Source organism: Dyadobacter sp. CY312 (assembly GCF_021390535.1).
Classification (GTDB): Bacteria; Bacteroidota; Bacteroidia; order Cytophagales; family Spirosomataceae; genus Dyadobacter.
The window spans coordinates 182,424-199,298 of record NZ_JAJUXG010000019.1 but is presented as its reverse complement, the minus strand read 5'-3'; the positions used below and the strand labels follow the sequence as shown (position 1 = coordinate 199,298).

The 16,875-nt window shown below is 41.8% G+C and carries 13 protein-coding genes; 5 read left to right on the top strand and 8 right to left on the bottom strand.

Features of this window, described 5'->3' with window-relative positions; all coding sequences use genetic code 11:
• Positions 1-35 precede the first annotated feature (35 nt).
• On the bottom strand, positions 36-2,948 hold the full coding sequence (locus LZG71_RS25215) for a TonB-dependent receptor domain-containing protein (RefSeq protein WP_233825194.1): 2,913 nt from the start codon (positions 2,946-2,948) through the stop codon (positions 36-38).
• 315 nt (positions 2,949-3,263) lie between these two features.
• Between LZG71_RS25215 and LZG71_RS25210 the strand changes: the two genes are divergently transcribed.
• From LZG71_RS25210 to LZG71_RS25200, 3 genes are read left to right on the top strand one after another with little or no spacing between them, the layout of a single operon-like run.
• A complete protein-coding gene (locus LZG71_RS25210; protein WP_233825168.1) occupies positions 3,264-4,337 on the top strand; it encodes a sensor histidine kinase in 1,074 nt (357 codons plus the stop codon).
• Complete coding sequence (locus LZG71_RS25205) at positions 4,334-5,071, top strand: LytTR family DNA-binding domain-containing protein (protein WP_233825166.1); 738 nt, start codon at positions 4,334-4,336, stop codon at positions 5,069-5,071. The genes LZG71_RS25210 and LZG71_RS25205 overlap by 4 nt, the downstream gene beginning before the upstream one ends.
• A gap of 12 nt (positions 5,072-5,083) precedes the next feature.
• Positions 5,084-5,725: a GDSL-type esterase/lipase family protein gene (locus tag LZG71_RS25200; protein ID WP_233825164.1), complete on the top strand. Its 642-nt coding sequence runs from the start codon at positions 5,084-5,086 to the stop codon at positions 5,723-5,725.
• 113 nt (positions 5,726-5,838) lie between these two features.
• On the opposite strand, the gene LZG71_RS25195 is transcribed toward LZG71_RS25200, so the two are convergent.
• Entirely contained in the window at positions 5,839-6,933 is a 1,095-nt protein-coding gene (locus tag LZG71_RS25195) for a chorismate mutase (RefSeq protein ID WP_233825162.1), read from the bottom strand.
• Between the two features lie 185 nt (positions 6,934-7,118).
• Here LZG71_RS25195 and LZG71_RS25190 point away from each other — a divergent pair, with 185 nt between their 5' ends.
• Positions 7,119-8,321 carry a proline dehydrogenase family protein gene (locus tag LZG71_RS25190; RefSeq protein ID WP_233825160.1) on the top strand — a complete coding sequence of 401 codons (1,203 nt, stop codon included), beginning with the start codon at positions 7,119-7,121 and terminating at the stop codon, positions 8,319-8,321.
• Between the two features lie 49 nt (positions 8,322-8,370).
• A complete protein-coding gene (locus LZG71_RS25185) occupies positions 8,371-9,144 on the top strand; it encodes a lipoprotein signal peptidase (protein WP_233825159.1) in 774 nt (257 codons plus the stop codon).
• A gap of 34 nt (positions 9,145-9,178) precedes the next feature.
• Here the strand turns inward: LZG71_RS25185 and LZG71_RS25180 are convergent, their stop codons facing one another.
• The 6 genes from LZG71_RS25180 to LZG71_RS25155 form a co-directional block, all read right to left on the bottom strand.
• Positions 9,179-10,780: a hypothetical protein gene (locus LZG71_RS25180; protein ID WP_233825157.1), complete on the bottom strand. Its 1,602-nt coding sequence runs from the start codon at positions 10,778-10,780 to the stop codon at positions 9,179-9,181.
• Between the two features lie 280 nt (positions 10,781-11,060).
• Positions 11,061-11,729 carry an OmpH family outer membrane protein gene (locus LZG71_RS25175; protein WP_233825155.1) on the bottom strand — a complete coding sequence of 223 codons (669 nt, stop codon included), beginning with the start codon at positions 11,727-11,729 and terminating at the stop codon, positions 11,061-11,063.
• 10 nt (positions 11,730-11,739) lie between these two features.
• Positions 11,740-12,378 (bottom strand): OmpH family outer membrane protein, encoded by a 639-nt coding sequence (locus LZG71_RS25170; RefSeq protein ID WP_233825153.1) that lies wholly within the window; start codon positions 12,376-12,378, stop codon positions 11,740-11,742.
• Between the two features lie 50 nt (positions 12,379-12,428).
• Positions 12,429-14,957 (bottom strand): outer membrane protein assembly factor BamA, encoded by a 2,529-nt coding sequence (gene bamA / locus LZG71_RS25165; RefSeq protein ID WP_409013672.1) that lies wholly within the window; start codon positions 14,955-14,957, stop codon positions 12,429-12,431.
• Between the two features lie 66 nt (positions 14,958-15,023).
• Positions 15,024-15,776 carry an isoprenyl transferase gene (locus LZG71_RS25160; RefSeq protein ID WP_233825149.1) on the bottom strand — a complete coding sequence of 251 codons (753 nt, stop codon included), beginning with the start codon at positions 15,774-15,776 and terminating at the stop codon, positions 15,024-15,026.
• Between the two features lie 319 nt (positions 15,777-16,095).
• The gene (locus LZG71_RS25155; RefSeq protein ID WP_233825147.1) at positions 16,096-16,872 is read right to left on the bottom strand and encodes a LytTR family DNA-binding domain-containing protein; all 777 of its coding nucleotides are present in this window, start codon (positions 16,870-16,872) and stop codon (positions 16,096-16,098) included.
• Positions 16,873-16,875: the final 3 nt, after the last annotated feature.

Here is a 16,875-nt window from a genome sequence, read left to right as displayed (position 1 = left end):
GCCCGAAGAGGTTTTTTTATCTTTTAAACTAAAATTTAGTTTCCTTTTGGAATCGTACCTGTCGAATCGCGTTTCACCGGTACAGAGGTTGAATCCGTTTTAACTGGTACCGCTGGTATAGCCGGTTTAGCTGTTGAATCCACAGGAGTAGCAGGAATCGCTGGTCTTGCCGTTGAATCGGGTTGTACCGGCATAGCTCTTCTGATTGAGTCAGACTGTGCAGGAGCAGCTGGTGTTGCTGTCGGGTCTGCCGACTGTGGCTTGAAAGAACCGGCTGGGCGAGCAGGTCTCGCTGAACTATCCGCATTCATCGTCGCTGCACCTTGAGGTCTGGCTCCGCCCGGTCTTACAACTGGTGCTGTAACAGCTGGTTGTGCAGATTGTACGGCTCCACCGCCACCATCCATACCGCCGCCGCCATCACTTTTCTGGTCGTCGTTATTGATCGATTTTTTCTTCCTTGTTTTTTGCTCAACAAAAGTCATTTTACCTAAGCGGTACGAGAAGTTAACTCTGAATCCTCTGTTGTAAAGGTAATTGTTATTAACTCTACTAAATTCTGGAGTTTGCAAACTGGTTTTCATATTGAACCTTGGAGCAAGGAAGTTTTCCATTCCAAAGCCTATGCTACCTCTTTTGTTAGCAAAATCCTTTTTCACACCGAAGTCATACATACGGAAACCAGCCTGAGTACCTTGCAATTGTACCTCCCGACCTCTTAAGAAACCGCCTGCCTGTAAGCCCCATCCGTTCCTTAATGTCAAACCAGTTCTGAAACGGCCACTTACAACTACTCCACTTTGACTATTATTGGTTCTTCTATCCACAAGGTTGGCATAATAAGCATCAAAACCTCCACCAACTTGCCATTTCTTAAAGAAGGTAATGTTTCCAAAAATGTTCGCACCAAAGTTTTCTTTCTTACCAATGTTACCATAAGTGGTTTCTAAAACATTAGCCTCACTATTGGATGGTGTAGTTATACTCTCTATTGAATTATTGGTAAAACGCGCAAAAGTAGAAACGTTCACATACAGTGTGTTCTTGAAAAAACTAGTTCCTAATTCAACCTGGTCAGTCAACTCGGGATCCAACTCGGGATTACCTTTAATAATAAGCGCCGGGTTTGATCTGTTCTCATTCGGATTCAAAAACTGAATACCAGGTCGTTGCAGACGGCGGTTATAAGCTAATTTGATCGTTTGTCCCTTGCCGAAAGTTTGAGATAAGTTTAAGCTTGGTACAAGGTTACCGTAACCCAGAAGATTGAGGTTTACCTTGTTTTCTCCCTGTACGGCATCAATGCTCGTGTATTCATACCTCGAACCGACCTTTACTGTAAATTTACTTTTTGTTGTATAGGTATAAGAGAAATAACCTGCCGCCACGTTCTGATCGTAATTCAGCATATTTCTGACCGGAATAACTACATCACCAGTTCCTGAATAAATGATATCACTCACCACTTGACGAAAAATTCCTTTTCCACCAACTTCAAGCATCTGGTTATCTTTAATTGGCGTTTGATAATCAACCTGTATCGTACTTTCCTGATTATGACTTGCATTGTCATTAGACTGACTTCCAATACGATTACTACCTATAATTTCAGAATTAGTCAGATCATATATATTCGAGTCGAAATCGTTGGTTCTATTGTTTCTGCTATATTGTCCCGAGATGCTAAGCTCCTCATTCGGTTTACTCAAAGTTCTGATGTAGTCCAAATTCACATCCCAAGTGCCCGATAAATCCTTTGTTTTTACATCACGGAAAGTACTTGTGAGTGAATCATTTGCAAAAGTGTTATACGTTTTCAATTCCTGCGAATTCCTCATATTACGCATACCATATCTCACACCCGCAGAAAGAGAAGTTTTTGAGTTTATTTCATAATCCCATCCCAAGTTGTAAGAACCAAATGCCATTTTGTTATCAGTATCAGCAGTTTGTCTGGTTTCCGTACCTCTTGAAGGATATGTCTGAACGTTTTCCGATTTCCCTGGCATATTGTAGTTAAATCTTCCAAATCCGCCAAGACTGAAACCCATTTTACCTACTCTGTAATTTCCTCTTAAACCCAGGTTAGAACCTCTGTTTCCAATACCTGTGTCCAGATTAAGCGTTCCACCTTGTATTGTGCTTTTCTTTGTGATGATGTTGATAATACCTGCTGAACCTTCCGCATCGTATTTAGCAGATGGCGAAGTGATAACTTCAACAGATTTGATCATATCTGCAGGAATTTGCTTCAATGCATCTGCAACGCTGGTTGCTATAATGGTTGAAGGCTTGTTGTTGATCAATACGCGGACGTTGGAACTACCACGAAGGGATACATTCCCATCCAAATCAACCGTCAACATCGGCACTTTTCTCATAATATCCGATGCATCTCCACCTTTACTTGTAATATCTTTCTCAGCGTTATATACCAGCCTGTCCACTTTTTCCTCAATCATCTGAGCCATCCCTACAACCTCAACCTCTCTAAGCTGAACCACATCTGCCGATAATAAAACTGAACCCAGATCAATCTCCGTTTTTCTGTCAATTTTAATATCACTGATGGTTTTTGTTTTGTAACCTATAAAAGAGATCAAAATCTTAAAATTTCCGGAGGCCACTTTGGTAAGGCTAAATTCCCCTTTTTCATCCGTGGTTGTTCCGTCAATCGGATTATTTGTTTTGGTATCCACCAACGCCAGTGAAGCAAATTCAACAGGCATTTTGGTCGTTGAATCAACCAGTATACCTTTAATTTTGCCGTTTCCCTTCGGCGAATCTTCCGCAGTCCCGGGGATAACCGTCTGCCTTTGTCTCTCGCCACCAAAATTTCCGCCGCCTCTGTTACCGCCTCCACCTCCACCACCAGGGAACTGGGCATATGCGGTAGAAACGAATGTTAACATCAAGAGCAGGGCTGTAAATCTTTTCATCATTTTCATGGTAATCATCGAAAAATAGTAAATACAATTTCAAAATAAATACCTTCTCAACACTTCTCTAAACGCATTAGATGGAAAGGTCATACTCACCGATCAATTGTACTTTTTACACGATGAAAACAAAAAGAGAAGCGGAATTTTTAAAGTATAAACAGACCGGCAATAACACCGACTTTGTCACCAACAGCTTCATAGATCATTTACGGCATACTGTCGGTGTTTGTCCAATATTGATCGACTGCGTTATGTGCTTTGAAAATTAACCTTTAAGATTGTAATTGCATATACTGTAGCAACGCTATAAACACGACTTGAATGGATTCCCGAAAGGTTAGAAAGTATCCGCCATTGTTTCTTCATTTGCTCGGCTGGGGTTTCCTGGTTTTGTTTCTGATGTGGCAACCATTAAGCTGGCAAATTGAATTACCAGCCACTTTCTGGATAAAACAGCTTGTATTACTGGTCATGCTGGTTTCTATATTTTATCTCAATGTATATTTCTGGTTTCCGCGTTATCTGGCAAAAAATAAGTACCTCAAATTCATCCTGTTTAATATTGTATCGGTGATTATGCTTGCTGTTATTATCGAACAGGTGCAAACAGCAATAAACCACCGGGAATACATGGACAAAGCCTGGAAGGCAGCGCATGACGACATGACACGTCCTAAAAAGAAAAAGGACAAACTTGATTATTTCGCCCTGCTGACCGCGCTGATCGTAATAGGTATAAGCACCAGTGTGGCGGCAGTGCAAAATGTGCAAAGAGACAAACAATATCGTCAGGATCTGGAACAGGAAAAGATAAACTCAGAACTGTCTTTTCTAAAAGCCCAGATAAATCCGCACTTCTTTTTTAATACACTCAATAACATTTATGCACTGACGGTGATTGATGTGGAAGCTGCACAGCAGGCTTTACACAAACTCTCGCGTCTCATGCGTTATGTATTGTATGAAACACAAAATGAAACCGTACTGCTAAGTCAGGAAATTGCCTTTGCACAGGATTACATCCAACTCATGCAACTCCGGCTTACCGACAAAGTGAGTGTACATCTTTCACCGCCGGAGCCTTTGCATGACGTATCCATCGCCCCCATGCTCTTCCTGCCATTTATCGAAAATGCATTCAAACATGGAGTCAGTTCTGTTGAAAAAAGCAGTATTGACATACGTATCAGACAAGAAACAAACAAGATTTTTGTAGACGTTAGAAATACGCTCTTTACAGATAAAAGAACTGTTCTGGATGAAAGTAATGGCATCGGGATTAACAATACCCAGCGCCGCCTGGATCTTCTTTATCCCGGAAAATATTCTTTGCAGATGAATGAAAATAAGGAAGACAGAGAATTTGAAGTACATCTCGAACTCGAAACCGCATGAACCCATTGAACTGCATTGCAGTAGATGACGAACCACTTGCTCTGGGTCTTGTTGCTGCTTTTATTGAGAAAACGCCGTTTTTACAGCTCGCCGGGAAATTTTCCAGTGCTGTCGAAGCCCTGGATGTAATTCATCAACAACAGGTTGACATTGTGTTTCTGGATATACAGATGCCCGACCTGACAGGAATAGAGCTGGCCCGGGTTATAGAAAAAGCTGGCCCGGGTGCCCCACGAATCATCTTTACAACCGCTTTTAATCAATATGCACTAGATGGCTTCCGGGTTGACGCACTTGACTATCTCCTAAAACCCTTTAACTACGAAGAATTCCTCAGAGCTGCCTCCAAAGCAAAGACCTATGTGGAACTTGTTCGAAAAGCAGCACAGACAGCGGCTCCGATCGAAACCAAAGATGAATATCTGTTTTTGAAAGTAGAATATCAGTTGGTGCGGATCGCTTATGATGATATACTTTACATGGAGGGTCTGAAAGATTATGTGAAGGTTCATTTAAAGTCCGATACTAAACCTGTACTGTCTCTCACAAGCCTTAAAGCATTGGAAGAAAAGCTTCCTGTTTCCAGGTTTATGCGTATTCACCGCTCTTTCATTGTCAATCTCGATCAGATTGGAGCCGTTACCCGCAATTCCATACAAATCGGCAATACTACAATTCCGGTTAGTGATCAGTATAAAGAAATTTTCAGCCAGTTTTTAAGCAAATGGATGTAAAAGTTCTTTGGCATGAAACTAAAAACACGCTTGACTATTTCCGTTGCCCTTAACCTGGCATTTTTATTTTGCTTTATCCTGCTTGCGTACACTTATCGGGACAAACTCTACCAATCGTTTGTTTCAGTAAAAGGCAAACCTAAAATCATCATGTTTGGAAATTCTATTACTGCCCAGGGAAAATGGGTGGAACTTTTGGGACGTACCGATGTGATGACACGTGCTTTACCAGGACAATGTACTTACCATTTTCTGAATGCCATAAAACCTATGGTGACCGATCTTCACCCTGAAATTTGTTTTGTAATGGGAGGGATCAATGATATTACAATTGGTGTATCACCAGAGAAAATTCAGGAACATTACAGATTAATCCTTGAAAATCTGGTGCAAAACAAGATCATTCCTGTTGTGACGCTGACACTGTATGAACAAAATGATCCTGCAAGCAAAGCGAAGGTAAAACAACTTAACGATTTCCTCATCAGCTATTGTAAAACAAACAATATAGACTATCTGGACATCAACCCACTTCTTGCTGACTCAACTGGTCTTAAACCAGAGTACGCCGTCGACAAAACGCATCTTAATGAAAAAGCCTATAAAGTTTGGGCAGTTGAAATAGACAGGGTTTTGAAGGAAAAAGGAATGTAACTTTTTGTGAGATGTAAAGTGAAGATGCACGCATCGCGGCAGATTCTCTATCCTGCTCATACAAAAAAGGCTGCTCCTTTTCAGAAACAGCCCTTTTTAATAATTATAGATCCTTATGCACTCACCTGGTTCATCACCTCAGTTTGCTTACGGATTGATTCCATGTGTACCAGCTTGAAAAGCTCATCCACCAGATTCGGATACAGATTAAGGCTTTTACCCCATCCTGCCCGTGTTTCCAATACTTCGCGGAAACGATCAACCTGATAGGCCGCTACGTTGTTATCGCGTTTGTATTCAGCAAGTTTTTCAACCAACGACATACGCGCCGCAAGGTTTTCCAACAATTCACGGTCAAGGTTATCTATTTTGCCACGAACTACTTCCAATTGTGATTGGTAGTCGCTGCCATATGATTCTTTGCGAACGTGCAAGTCATGTAGCATTTGTCCCAAAGCGGCAGGAGTGAGCTGCTGTGATGCATCTGACCACGCTTTATCCGGCTCACGGTGCGATTCGATAATCAAACCATCATAGTTCAAGTCAAGTGCACGTTGCGCAAGCTCATACAAGTAAGCACGTTTTCCAGCCATGTGACTAGGATCACCGATTACAGGTAGATTTGGCAACAGTGTTTTCAGTTCGATAGCAATATTCCACATTGGAGAATTGCGGAATTTAGTTTCCTGTGCATTTGAGAAACCACGGTGGATAGCACCTAATTTCTTAACACCAGCCTGGTTCAAACGCTCAAGAGCACCGATCCAAAGCTGCAAGTCAGGATTAACCGGGTTTTTTACCAATACAGGCACATCCACACCTTTCAGTGCATCAGCAAGTTCCTGTACGTTAAAAGGGTTTACCGTTGTTCTTGCACCGATCCACAGAATATCTACTCCGTATTTCAAAGCAAGTTCAATGTGCTGCGGATTAGCAACCTCCACTGCAACAGGCATACCAGTTGCCTCTTTGGCAGCTTTTAACCACGGCAAAGCCGCTTCACCCATACCTTCAAAACTACCGGGACGTGTTCTTGGTTTCCAAATTCCCGCACGTAAAACGTGCGCAAATCCTTCCTCTTTGATCTGGGTTGCGGTTTCTAACATTTGTTCCTCGGTCTCTGCGCTGCAAGGCCCGGCGATTACCAAAGGTTTTCCTTCGGTATTGATCCAACTGCTAAGCGGAAGGATATCTAAAGAAGCATTCATATTCAAAAACTGTCCTTAATAAAAAATAGATAATGGTAATATTTCCAATTTGTGTTATGCGTATTTCAGGGATTGACGTACATTTGACAGCAAAATCTAAGTTTACTTCTTATACGTTTTACTTTTATTTCAATGATTTAAGAATAAAATCATTGAACGCTTATTCAGGAAAACCTTTCATCACAATGGCATCCCCTTTACCAAAAGACAAAATACCTGTATTTTTTGAAGACACCTCTGTCGCATTTGCATCCAAATCCGACTCCCGACTTCGCAAAACATACTGGCTATTCAGTCTTATGAATCAGGCTCGAGTGGTAAATTTAGGCACTTTTTTTCTAAAGCTTGCACTAAAGCTTCACTTACCTATAAAAAATCTTATTCGTGTTACAATTTTTGAACAATTCTGTGGCGGTGAGACAATTAGCGAATGTGACGATACAATTAATACGCTGGGAAAATCGGGCATAGGAACGATTTTAGACTATTCGGTCGAAGGCGAAGGCAGTGAGGCCAGTTTCGATGATACTGCACAAGAAATCTTAAATACGATTAACAAGGCCTCTCAATCAGAGCATATTCCGTTCTCTGTTTTTAAAATTACCGGAGTTGCTTCTTCCGAGTTGTTGGAGAAAGTGCAACGTAAAGAAAGGCTGTCTGACCAGGAAGCGGAGCTGTTTAGCAAAGCCAGGCAACGGGTCGAAAACCTGTGCAGTCATGCCCACAAACTGAATGTCCGGATATTTGTTGATGCAGAAGAGAGCTGGATACAGGGAATTATTGACGAACTCGCCTACGAAATGATGGAGAAGTTCAATAAAGAAAAAGCAATTGTTTACAATACCTATCAGCTTTACCGCCATGAAACGTTAGATGCCCTCAAAGGGGCATATCTTGTTGCACGCCAAAAGGGATACGTACTTGGCGGCAAGCTAGTGCGGGGAGCCTATATGGAAAAAGAGCGGTTGCGTGCGCGGGAAAATGAATACTTTAACCCGATTCACGTCAACAAAGAAGCAACCGACTCAGACTATAATTCAGCGATTGATTTTTGTATCGAAAACCTTCATCACATTTCAATTTGCCTGGGTACGCACAATGAGTATAGCTGCCAGTACTGCGCTGCGAAAATGGAAAAATTGGGCATTGACAAAAAAGACAGCCGGATTTGGTTTGCTCAGCTCCTTGGGATGAGTGACAACATTTCCTACAATCTTGCAAAAGCTAATTACAATGTGGCCAAATATGTCCCATATGGCCCCATAAGTGCTGTGTTGCCTTACTTGATGCGAAGGGCGGAAGAAAACACGTCCATTGCCGGCCAGAGCAGCAGGGAATTCCTCATGGTTAAAAGCGAATTGAAGAGGCGCGGAATCAGTTCTTTATAAGTATCTTCTTAATTTAGCGTTTCGATTAAAGTTATTACCTATTTACCGAATGAACCAATCCAGAAATCCAGCACCATACTTACTCCTCAGTATCTTTCTGATTATTATTGATCAGGCATCCAAACTTTTGGTTCATGAATACATGGAACCCGGTTTTTCCGGACAAATCGCTTTAATAGGCAACTGGTTCAAGCTACATTATGTGTTGAATCCCGGAATGGCTTTTGGCATGCAGCTTGGCCACGAATATGGGAAACTTTTCCTGACGCTTTTCCGGCTCGTTGCCATGTTTGCTATTGGATGGTACCTGGTCCACCTGGCAAGAGAAGGAGCTTCCAAAGGTTTACTTTGGGCTCTATCCATGATTCTGGCTGGCGCGGTAGGTAACGTGATTGACAGTACTTTCTACGGTGTGTTCCTCGATAATGCTCCTTACGGTTCGCCTACTCCGTGGTTTCATGGTCAGGTTATAGATATGATTTTTGTCGATTTCTGGGAAGGTTTTATCCCGGAATGGGTGCCACTTTGGGGTGGACAGTATTATTCGACACCTATATTCAATATTGCCGATTCATGCATTTTTCTTGGAGTATGCAGTATTCTGATATTCCAGGGAAGCTTCCATCCCGCACCGCAAGAACCAGAACCAACTGACGAAGATGAATTGCAAGAGGAAAACGAAGTATCCGAACCGGCAGCTACTACTGTGGATGCTGCTGAACCACATACTGACTCAGCACCTCATGATGTGGTTGTAGACCCCAACCTACCCGACCCGGAAGTTGAGCAGGAAGAAGACGAAAACAAAAAAGAGAACATATAGTTCTCTTTTTTGTTTAATAAGCTTATTAAAACACTTAATTCTCGTCTTTCGAGAATGGCATAAAATCTTTAAATGCTTTTTTTATTGCTGCGTCATTCGATTCCCGTTTATTTTCCCAATTAGCATCCAATTCCAAAGCAACCAAACCGTTTAGGTTCATTAACGATTTGAACTCATCCAACTTCTTGATGAAATCTGGTGAGCGCCTACTTGACTTCTGAGCATATTCCCGGGCAAAAACATCACCTTTATTTTGTAGTTCATTTTTCTTCTGAACCACATAGTTAAAACGGTCAAGTAAACCATTAGTCGACTTCCCAATAACCTCAGTAGCTTCCAGAGTCCCAACCGTTGCAACAGTTGTACCTCCGATCGTCGTAATGTAACCTCTGTTCGTTAGGTCATTTGGAGAAATTACAGATGCCAGACCCGTGGTAACACCCAAAGAAGCATTCAGGAGCGAACGTCCACGTTTCCCTTTTTTAGCTCTCGTATATGCCCTCTTCAATTCACCTTCCTTCTCCCTCATCTGTTCCAACAATCCCCAGGCATTCACAAGTGCGCCCTTATAAAGACCGTAGACATACGCATCCCGCTGCGATTCGTCAACAGTATTTTTAATAACAAATTTAACTGTCTTCTCCTTTTTATTCTGAGACTTATCTAAGACATAGAAAGTAATGTTAAAGGCTAGTGTATCAAAAGGATCCTTTACAAAGTCATATCCCGGCTCCCAGATAAATTCGTAGCTGGTTGGTGTATTCTTTACCAATGCTTCCTTAGGCACATTCTTATTTTCAGAGATAAAATTGAAAGTAGATATGTCATCCTCTCCATTGGGATCCGACAATGAGAACCTGAGGTTAATACGGTTATTTTCAGCACTACGAATTACCTGATTTTGCGGAATGATCGTAAAGTCCGGAGCCAGGTCCATTTGTGTGATTTCCAGCCGTAGCTTCCCCTTCGTTCTAGCCTTTGATGGCTGATCTTCCACATAAAATTCCATGTAACGCGCTCCCTCTTTCAACAGATTGAACTGTTTTGTGGACAGCTCCCAGATCACTTCACCACCAGCCGTCAATTTCATACCCTCCGGCATACCTCCATCCAGAATAGGAATAAACACCACAGGATCGCCATCAGGATCACGAACCGAATTCATGTCAATCTGATACAGATTCTGCGTCTTATACTGTACGTAAAAAGGTTTTAGCTCATCGACCTGAGGCGGACGATTTACATGGTTCACCTTAAATATGATTTCGCGGGAAGCCGTTTCCCCTCCAAGCGTTTGTGCTTCAAAAACTACGGGAAAAAATTTGGTTGTATTGATACGATCTGCAACGTCATAAGCCGGAGTCCAGACGAAATGACCCAATGAATCGAATTTCATGTCTTTGGCAAGTCCGCTTACAATATTGTATCGTACAGAATCTCCTTTTCCACCTTTTGTCTGCAAATGGAAATTAAGCTCCTTTCCTTCGTCAAGAATGTTCCAATCTGCTTCCTTAGGGAAAATAATCTGTAAAGGTGCTACTGAATTTGTTTTGGAATTATCCTGTGCCCGAACCCCTTGAAAAGCCGATATGATCGTCAGGACAAAGAATATTTTGTGAATATTTTTTAAAACCATAACGTCAGAAATATAATTAATTCTATGGGTTGAATGAGACATTGATCTTAACGCAAAATTAGTAAATACTGTATACTTAACGTTGAGAATACTTCCCAAATTTCAATTGATACCACTACCAGAAATCTGAGACTTTTCGTTTTGTATTTTTTTTATACTGAGATACTCCTGGTATAACTTAAAGGGTGCTGTAATAATTTCAATATCAACCCTATTTCAACAGAAAACCGGAGAGCAGTCTTTTCAGACTTCTCTCCGGCAATAATATTCTCTGACTTACTTACTTCTTCTTAGGCGTAGCAGCTGGTGTTGTAGCAGGCTTCGCAGGGGTTGTTGTTGCAGGAGCACCCAATGATGGAACCGTAACCGGTTTCGCATTAGCAGGAGCAGCTTCTATTTTGTCAGGATCTACACCCAGTTTACGAAGGATCAGGTTAGATACTGCGTATTCCTCTGAACCTACATAAAGGATGATAGGCGTAGAGTTCATACCTGCATCCATATTCAGGATGTAAAGGTATCCGTTTTCTTTTCCAACAGCCTGGATCGCCTCGTTCACTTTCGTAAGGATTGGTTCAAGCAATTGCTGTTGTTTCTTTTGCAAAGACGTTTGTGCACTTGTTTGATACTCCTGAATACGAGTCTGAAGTCCCTGCAATTCTTTTTCTTTGTCAGCACGGATCACGTCAGTCATGTTCGCACCGTTTTTCTGATAAGCCTCATACTTATCCTGCGCTTCTTTGATCATATCGCCCAAAGATTTATCCAACTGAGCTTTGGTAACTTCAAGCTCATTCTGCATTTTCTTTGCTTCTGGCAATTTGTCGATTATATAGTCAACATTGGTATATCCAATTTTTGTAAGTCCGCTTGCAGGAGTTGTTTGCGCTAACAGAGGGGCACTAACGAAGGTCATTACGACCAAAAACGCTATCAATTTTTGTTTCATTGCTTTTTACTTATTTGAGTTTATTGGTTGTACTTTTTTGTTTTGGTGAGTTTTTTCCAGCCGTAGGCGTCGTCGCCGCTGGCGCCGGTTCCGTCGTTGCTCCTATTTTTTCTTTGTTCAACGTTTTCGCCGGTTTCAGATCTATTCCTAATTCTTCAATTATGTAATCCGAATAGTCATGTTTCGGGTTGGTATAAAGTAACCCTGAGTCGCTCGACTTATCAATCAAAATATCCAGACGGCGTTGGGCGCACACTTTCGAAACAGCTCTCTGCACCCTTTCCATTACTGGTTTCATCAGTTCCTTTTTCTTTTGAAAGAGTAAACCTTCCATTCCGAAAATCTTACTGTTGTATTCTCTAGCTTCCAGTTCTTTTTCCTTTATCTCATTCTGCCTCTTTCTTTTCAGCTCATCTGTCAGCAACATTTCTTCTGCCATGTAGGCCCGTTGCATCCGGTCTATCTCTCCATATTTGTCTTTTACCTCTTTTGCCCACTTTTCGGAGAACTTTTTCATCTCGTCCTGAGCAAGCTTATATTCCGGCATCTTACTGGTAATGTATTCCATATCAGTATAGCCGAACTTCTGTGCCCAGCCGGGAAACACTGCTATTAAAGACAAAACTAGTAAAATTAAAAACTTCTTCATGTTATGCGGGTAATAATTTGCACCCCTTTAACGAAAACTGTCCGACAATATTATCTAATCTGCTGCCCAATTGTGAAGTGGAACTGAGCACCACTTTTCTTACCCTGGATCTTATCAAAACCATATCCCCAGTCAATCCCAAGAAGACCAAATGCAGGCATAAAGATACGTGCACCAACTCCGGCAGATCGTTTCAGGTCAAACGGGTTAAACTCTTTGTAGCTACCCCAGTTATTACCACCTTCTGCGAATCCAAGGACAAAGATTGTTGCCTGTGGATTAAGAGAAACCGGATAACGAAGTTCCATTACGTACTTGTTGTAGGCAACACCACCACCCGAAGCAGGAAAACCATTCTGAGCAAGAGGCCCTACCTTCTGATCTTCATATCCACGAAGACCAATAATGTCCTGATCCGCAAGAGAGAAAGATCCTTGTCCTGCAAGTCCTGATCCACCGACGATAAATCTACCAAACGGACTGTATCCAATCTTCTGGTTGTAAGAACCAAGATACCCCATGTGCGTACGGGCACTCAATACCAGCTTTCCGGTGATTGTTGCGTAGTAGCTCATATCAAACATCCATTTGTGGTATTCAACCCAGCGGTATGTATCCGTCTTATCTGTAAATTCCTTGTTTCTCAATGCCGAATATGGAGGCGTGAAAGTAGCGCTCAGCGAGATATTACTACCGCTTCTTGGGAACTGGAAATCACTTAATGTATTTCTTGAAATCGTTGTATTGAATGAAATATTATTTGAAACACCAGTGCTATATCCGATACGGAATATGTCAAGACTGTCCAAACGGTAGCGTTGGTAAGACAACGAATGGGTCATAACAAGATTCCTGTCTGGTTCTTTCAAACGACGGCCAAGTGAAACTGTAATACCGTTGTTGAAATACCCACCACGATAGTTGATTCCACCATTACCTCCGCCCATATTTCCATAAATAGAGCTATAATCAGTCATACGGTACACTGTGCGTTGAAGAGAAACACCAAAATTGATTGGTTTTTTACCTCCCAGCCAAGGCTCACTAAACGACATGGAATAAGTCTGATACTGCTTCCCGTTAGCCTGGAATCTCAGAGATAATTTCTGTCCGTCTCCGGAAGGTAATGGTCTCCATGTTTCGCGGTTTGGTATGTTTTTCAACGAAAAGTTATTAAACACAAGGCCCAATGTACCTACGAAACCAATGTATCCACCCCATCCACCGGAAAGTTCGATCTGGTCGGAAGGTTTTTCTTCAACTGTGTATTCGATATCCACCGTTCCGTCAGCCTGGTTAGGAATCGGGTTGATCTGAATTTTTTCAGGATCGAAGTAACCCATTTGGGAAAGCTGACGCTGGGTGTTAATAATCTCAGTTTTACTGAATTTTTGTCCGGGCAGCGTGAATAGCTCGCGCAAAACCACACGGTCACTTGTCTTGGTATTCCCGTTCAGAAGAATACGGTTAATTGTCGCCTGTTTCCCTTCATACAAACGAAGCTCTATGTCAATGGAGTCTCCCTCAACTGCCTTTTCGGTTGGATCAATTCGGAAATACAGATAACCGTCATCCATGTATTTCGAGCTAACGTCGGCACCAGGAATCCCGTTGATTTTCTTTTCCAGCTCCTCAGGATTGTATACATCCCCTTTCGAGATTCCAAGAATTTTACCAAGCAAGGCAGACGAATGCAGGTAGTTACCCGACCAGGTGATATCCCGGTAGTAATACTTAACACCTTCATCAATTTTCATCTCAATGCTGATCGTTTCACCATTGTTTCTAATGGTATCAAATTCGATCACAGCATCACGATATCCATTTTTACGATAGAATGCGATTAATTTCTCTTTATCCTCATCATACTTTTTAGGAATGTATTTTGAAGGATTAAATAAACGACCCAGCATTTTCTGCTTGGTACCTTTCATTTTCTTTTTCAGTGTACGATCACCTACAGCGGTATTGCCTTGAATATCAATCTTATCGATCTTAACTTTTTTGCCTTTTGCAATTGTAAAGTTAAGCGAAGCCTGGCCTCTTGAAGAATCAGGGATCTGCAACACCTTCACTTTTGTGTTGTAAAAGCCTTTATCCATGTAATATTTTTTGATAACAAGCTGCGTGTTCTTAATTACAGTAGGCGTAATTACACGTCCTTTGATCAGCTTCACCTTGTCGTTAAGTGTTTCGCGCTCTCCCTTACGGATTCCGGAAAAAGATACCCTGTTTAGACGTGGACGCTCTTTAATATGAATATTCAACCAAACTTTCTCATTCTCCACTTTGGTCGCCATAATTTCTACGTCATCCAGTGTACCAAAGTCCATCATGCGTCGCACAGCAGAAGGAATAGCAGGTCCGGGAATGCGAACTTTATCCCCCGGTTTGAGACCGGAGATCGAGATCATTGAATTGGGGTCCAGAAATTGTGTACCGGATACGGTTACTTCGGCAATTGTGTATTCCTTCGGTTCGGCAGGGTCAAATGTTATTGCAGAGGAAGTGGGTTTGGTCGTATTTGCACCTAAGCCAACTCGTTGCGCATCGGCATTGGAAAGCCAGCAAAGCAACATTATTGACAAAATACCATTACGATGTGCTAATGATCTAATCAAATTTTTCACAAGGTTCATATTATTCTACTTAGCACTATTCGCTTTTATTTGTTCACCTGTTTTCCCAAAACGCCTCTCTGTGCCCTGGTAAGCCATTATTGCCTGATAAAGATGTTCTCTTCTGAAATCCGGCCAAAATAGGTCTTCGTAAAAATACAATTCAGCATAAGCGAGTTGCCACAACAGGAAATTACTAATCCGATGATCGCCACCAGTCCGAAGCATCAGATCCACTTCTGGTCTTGCTCCTGTGGACAATTGTGCTGCTAAAACATCTTCATTGATATCTGATGGACTTAAAACGCCGCTTTTTACATCAGCAGCCAGCTTTTTAACAGCCTGAGTAATGTCCCATTTGCCGCTGTATCCCAATGCCAGAATCAAGTTAAGACCTGTATTGTCCTTGGTAGCCTCCGATGCCTCTGCCAATTGTCTCTGGCAACTACCGGGAAGGCTATTTATGTCACCTATCGTATCCAGTTTTACGTTGTTTTTCATCATCGTAGGCAACTCGTTACGGATTGACTGCACCAGCAGTTCCATCAAAGCGCGTACTTCAAACTCGGGACGACCCCAGTTTTCTGTTGAAAAAGCATAAAGAGTCAAATAAGAAATACCGAGCTCGGCACAGCCTTCTGTAACTTCTCTAACTGCCTTGATAGCATTACGATGCCCAAAAATACGCGCTGCTCCCTGGTTTTGAGCCCATCTTCCGTTACCGTCCATGATAACGGCTATGTGCTTTGGCAGATTGCCTACATCAATGAGTTCCTTCATTGTACCTGAACTCTTTAACCTTTTTTAACAAAACAAATTGACCCTTGACTGCAAAAAATAAAATTCTGGTCTATTTTTTTGTTTTCGCGCCTTTTAGGCACCTGCTTTGTCAGGAACAGATACGCACGTTGACGTCCTTTTGTGTCGAAAGAAGTAAATTTCTTAACGATAAAAACGAACATTACGCCCCAAACATCCTGATTAACAGCAAATTAATAGCCAAAATTTAATTGCATATTTTTAACAGGGGCGCAATTTAGGAATAAGTACGGCGTCTTCAAAATCTATATGTAAAGCAACCGAAAATATCCGAATCCGATTAATTATCAAGAAGATGGCGTATTACTTCACCGTAAGTGCTACCACTTGACAACTGAGAAGATTTGCGGTCGCGCATCAGAATGGTGAACTTACCATTGAAGTGCTTCTGGATTTCTTTGATATGGTGGGAATTGACAATACCTGCCCGGCTTATTCGCAGGAAATGATCGGGAAGTTTTTCTTCCAGTGAAGTAAGCGTGTAACTGAGCAGATACTTTTGCCCGTCCAGTGTATTTAAAAAGACGTATTTTTCTTCTGCCTCGAAATGCGTAATCTCCGTCAACTGAATTAGTAAAATCCGGTCACCGGTTTTCACCGATAAGGAAAATATCTCCTTCCTGGGTTTCATTTCTTCAAGCAGCCTCAGCAAGTTGTCCGCATAAGGATTATGAACACTGGTGTTTCCTGCCAGGGGCATATTCCGTAACTTATCGATGGTTTTAAGTAACCTATCATTCTCAACCGGTTTGAGCAGGTAATCAACAGAGTTTTCTTCGAACGCACGTATGGCATACTGATCAAAAGCGGTGGAAAAAACAACCATTGGCATCCTGTTTAGTTTCGACAACATCTCGAATCCGTTCAGAATCGGCATTTCGATATCCAGAAAGATAAGATCGGGCTGATATTTATTGATCTGCGCAAGCCCTTCTCCACCATTCTGAGCTTCTGAAACGATTTGAAAGGTTTCAGGATGTTTTTCCAACAACCTTCTGAGCCTGCTCAGTGCAAGTGATTCATCATCTATCAGAATCGTTTTCAATGGAAAGTTCATGAC